1 protein-coding gene is annotated in these 1,255 nt (G+C 54.1%); it reads right to left on the reverse strand.

Annotation, left to right across the window (positions count from 1 at the left end; all coding sequences use genetic code 11):
- Positions 1-24: 24 nt before the first annotated feature.
- Entirely contained in the window at positions 25-1,161 is a 1,137-nt protein-coding gene (locus OKB81_RS20360) for an ISAs1 family transposase (RefSeq protein ID WP_114523334.1), read from the reverse strand.
- Between the last annotated feature and the right edge of the window lie 94 nt (positions 1,162-1,255).

Raw genomic sequence — 1,255 nt, forward strand, 5'->3', positions numbered from 1 at the left:
CAGGGTGAGAGCGTGAACATCCTGTTAAATTTCAGAGAGTTTTTGCAGGCCAGCTGCGAGCACAGTGTCCAGATAGTCACTGCTCATCGCCGCTATTTTCTGCTTGCGTCTGATGCTCGCTTTGCGTGATGTTTCCGCCCTTAGCATGTTCACGGCCATGTGTCGGATACAGGCCAGATTCTCCGCCGCGTCTTCGCGATAGATGGGGCACGCATCTTCTCCCATCGTCACATCCAACACCCAGTGAAGCTCGTTTTCGATGGCCCAATGACCGCGCACGGCACGGGCAAACTCATCTCGGTCAAGCACCTTTGAGCTGATGAAATAACGTTGTTCTATAGCTATTTTTTGATTTTTTTCAATACGATAAGAGATGGCTACACCCAGGCTCTGCAACCCGTCCCAATCGGCAAACTGGGCCGCCAGTTCCCCGGCCGGGATGACGTGATATTCACGACCGTCAACGCGCCCATGAGCCTGTTCTACCGCCGCCGTCTGCGCTGACAGCGGGGTGGCCATGGCCGGAGCGAGCGCCTGTTTCACGGCCTCAAGCAGCTTGGGCTGATTCCCCTTGACGGCCAACAGATAATCCCCACCCTGCTGCCGGATAGACGTGGCAATGGCAGTCTGGCAGCCCATGGCATCGATGGAAACCAGGCATTGACGAATGTCGAGCAGTGCCAACAATTCGGGAATGGCGGTGATTTCGTTGGATTTTTCAGCGGTTTTCACCTGACCGAGCACCAGTTTGTTGGCGGCGGCGTAGGCGCTGACCATGTGGATAGTCGATGAACGATCTCCGGGTTGATAGGAGCGACGCAGGGTCTTGCCATCAACGGCAATCAATGCCCCATCCATCTGCTGCTGGATGGCCTGGGTCCAGCGAATGAATGCTGCCTGAAACTGCTCTGGCTGGATGCGGGAGATGATCCTGGCGATGGTGTCATGCACAGGAATACCATTTAGAAACAGTCCCTTATCTTGAAGCCATGCCAGATGGACCTCGCCAAAGTCTTCGATGTCCTCCCACCCCTGAGCGCCACCAATCACAGCGCAAACGGTCAGAAACAGGACATCGTAAAAGGGATAAGAGATTTTCGCGGGCTGGCGGTTATCGTGGATTTCACTGAAAAACCGGGTAAAGAGGGCATCGACTGACATCACATGGCTCCAGAAAAGAGCACATAAGATCATAGTCAGATCGTGAGGTCAAACCTGTTTACATGGTTAAAAAACATTCACGATCCCGCCCTGG

It is taken from the genome of Aeromonas sp. QDB56 (genome assembly GCF_027705505.1).
In the GTDB taxonomy this organism is placed as follows: domain Bacteria; phylum Pseudomonadota; class Gammaproteobacteria; order Enterobacterales; family Aeromonadaceae; genus Aeromonas; species Aeromonas caviae.

Coding starts and splice junctions, on each gene's coding strand:
- OKB81_RS20360 (WP_114523334.1), bottom strand. CDS start 1,161: ATGTCAGTCGATGCCCTCTTTACCCGGTTTTTCAGTGAAATCCACGAT.